Source organism: Bacillus sp. JJ1521, assembly GCF_036965165.1.
Classification (GTDB): Bacteria; Bacillota; Bacilli; order Bacillales; family Bacillaceae_L; genus Ferdinandcohnia.
Genome location: NZ_JBALOX010000298.1, coordinates 1,819 through 4,297, shown reverse-complemented (window position 1 = coordinate 4,297; position 2,479 = coordinate 1,819). Strand labels below are relative to the sequence as shown.

The following is a 2,479-nucleotide window of genomic DNA, read 5'->3' as shown; positions in this document are numbered from 1 at the left end:
CAATAAAAGACTATGGATAGGATACTTCCTTTCCTTATAGTTTTTACCTTTTCTTTACTCATGCCTGATCGAATCAGTAACACGTAAAAGTTTCTCGTATGTATCAATAAAGTTTAGAAAATCGGTTACTAAGCACTTGACTTTACAACCTACCCTCTCACACGAAAAAGTATAGCATAGAAATCAAATGTTTTTCAACACATAAGTCTATAATTCGACAAAGGAGAAAATTGAGAATGTTTTTCAATTATAAAATTTATTATTTGAATGTATTATTTTTACAAAACAAATACTTTAAAGATACCTATCCTTAAAGTTTATCATGTATAATAAACAAATATTGAATTTTTATCTACATAATAAACTTGGAGGTGTTTTCATTGATCAAGTTAATCGTAAGTGATTTAGATGGAACACTACTGCAGGAAGACAATACAGTTAAACCTCAGGACGTGAAAGCCTTAAATCAGGCTTTACTTGAAGGACTTCAAATCAGCATTGCAACGGGAAGAATGGATACTGAAATAAAAGAAGTATTAAAATTGATCGGGCAAAACTTTCATCGAATTAGCCAAAACGGAGCTTTCGCATCGACCATTGATGAGAGGTCTATTTTTTCACGCACCTTTAATCAGGAAATAGCTGAACGTATTTATAAAAAAGTATTAGACCGTAAATTCGTAACCATTGTTTGTAGCTATGACACCAATTTCACTCATGAAAACAATGAATACGTGGAAGATGTTCAAAAAAGAATGTTCCATCCGATTATCATTGATCCAGACATTGGTTTGAAATTTAGCACGGTCAAACCATCAAAGATTTCGTTGATTGGTTTTGAAAATGATATTATTGATATGTATGAAAAGCTTTCTAGGGAATTTAATGATGAGATTGATTTATTCATTTCTGAAAAACATGTCTTAGACATTATGCCAAAGCAAATTAGTAAGGGAAATGCGATTATAAAGCTTCTTGATGAACTTTCATTAAAACCGGAGGAAATCGCGTGTATTGGGGATTCTTTTAATGATATCCCCATGTTCCGATTAACTCCATATAGTTTTGTGATGTCTTCAGCACATGATGATGTAAAAAAAGAAGCAAAATACGTCGTTGAATCGGTTGCCGAAGCAGTTAATTTGATTTTAAAAGAAAACAGTAAACACTTCGTTTGATTGAAAAAAAGAGGAAGAACCTGAATAAGCCAGGTTCTTCTATTTTTGTTTTTTTAAACTTTTTATTTTTGCTTTTATTTGCTTCACAATTTCCTCACAAGCTGCGTTTTCCTCATCATTCAATTCCTCATCCCCATACCTTACTCTTTCATAGAGTTCAACAAGACGAAAATCAAGAAATTGATTTCGACTTAACCATTCTTTCACACTTTCATGATGATAGCGGCCTAGACCACGCTGTGCAGAAAGCACTTCTAGATCAAGAATCAGCCTTCTGACCTTTGCTTGTGGTGTTTGATTTTTTGGTCTTCTCCTTTTTGTAGAAGGGGTCTGGATCCCTTCAGTAACGGTTGCATATTGATAGACATCTCCAACAACTGCAGGCTCTTTTATAAACCTCTTTTTAGCTAGGAAGAAGATGATTACTGCTAGTATGATGAGTCCTAAAAGGGAAAGATAGAAAAAATTATAATCTTCGGTCATCCTTAATAAAAGATTTTTATTTTCGCTATCATCCCAATTCAAGCTGCCAACATTTTCTCCACTCGATTTTCTAAACGATCCAATATCCTCAACTGCATTAAAAAGTGGCTTTGATACCCAGTAAAGGCCAGTTCCTATAATCGTGGTTACGAAGGACAATCCCTTTACTAAAAGAAACGGAAAAATTACTGCTATAGCGATTGCACCTACAAAAAGGCCACTAAATAAACCAACTGCTGACCATGAGTTTTTTTTCGTCGCCACATTTTTCATGACAAGTGAACTTGTACTTACATTGTTTAATATTTTACCAATCATGAAGACAAACAATTGAGTTACAAGTAAGTACAACACGATATCACTATGAATATACCCTTGAACTTTTGCTGCAAAATAAGTAAGTCCACCAAAAAGTAAGCTTGCATTTAACACAAAAGCTTCTGTCAGCTTAGGATTTTTATGAAAATGAACAATCATCCGGTAACAAACGAAAGCCGCAATAACAAAGCTCTGCCCGAACGACAATCCCATTTTACTACTAACAAAGGCAAGCAATGGTACAACTAACATAATAAATAGATAGGGAGTATTTGATTTCATAAGCGATAACAAGATAGCAATCACAACTGCTCCAACGCCTGTAAGAAACAAGAATGGTAGAATTGGCGGAAGCAGCTCAGTGTGAATATAAAGTAACATGAATAATATATAGAGTAGGACGACTTCCATTACATATTGGTACGACTTAAGTAAGGATTGACTAAATCGCATGGGAATCCCCCCTCCTCACTGAAAAAGTAGCTTTTTGTAAATATATC

General features: G+C 34.1%; 2 protein-coding genes. One reads left to right on the top strand and one right to left on the bottom strand.

Annotated elements, in window-relative coordinates:
- Window positions 1-380 precede the first annotated feature (380 nt).
- Complete coding sequence (locus V7147_RS25015; RefSeq protein ID WP_335370503.1) at window positions 381-1,178, top strand: HAD family hydrolase; 798 nt, start codon at window positions 381-383, stop codon at window positions 1,176-1,178.
- 39 nt (window positions 1,179-1,217) lie between these two features.
- Here the strand turns inward: V7147_RS25015 and V7147_RS25010 are convergent, their stop codons facing one another.
- Window positions 1,218-2,432, bottom strand: coding sequence for a DUF4129 domain-containing protein (locus V7147_RS25010; protein WP_335370502.1), 1,215 nt, complete (start codon window positions 2,430-2,432; stop codon window positions 1,218-1,220).
- Window positions 2,433-2,479: the final 47 nt, after the last annotated feature.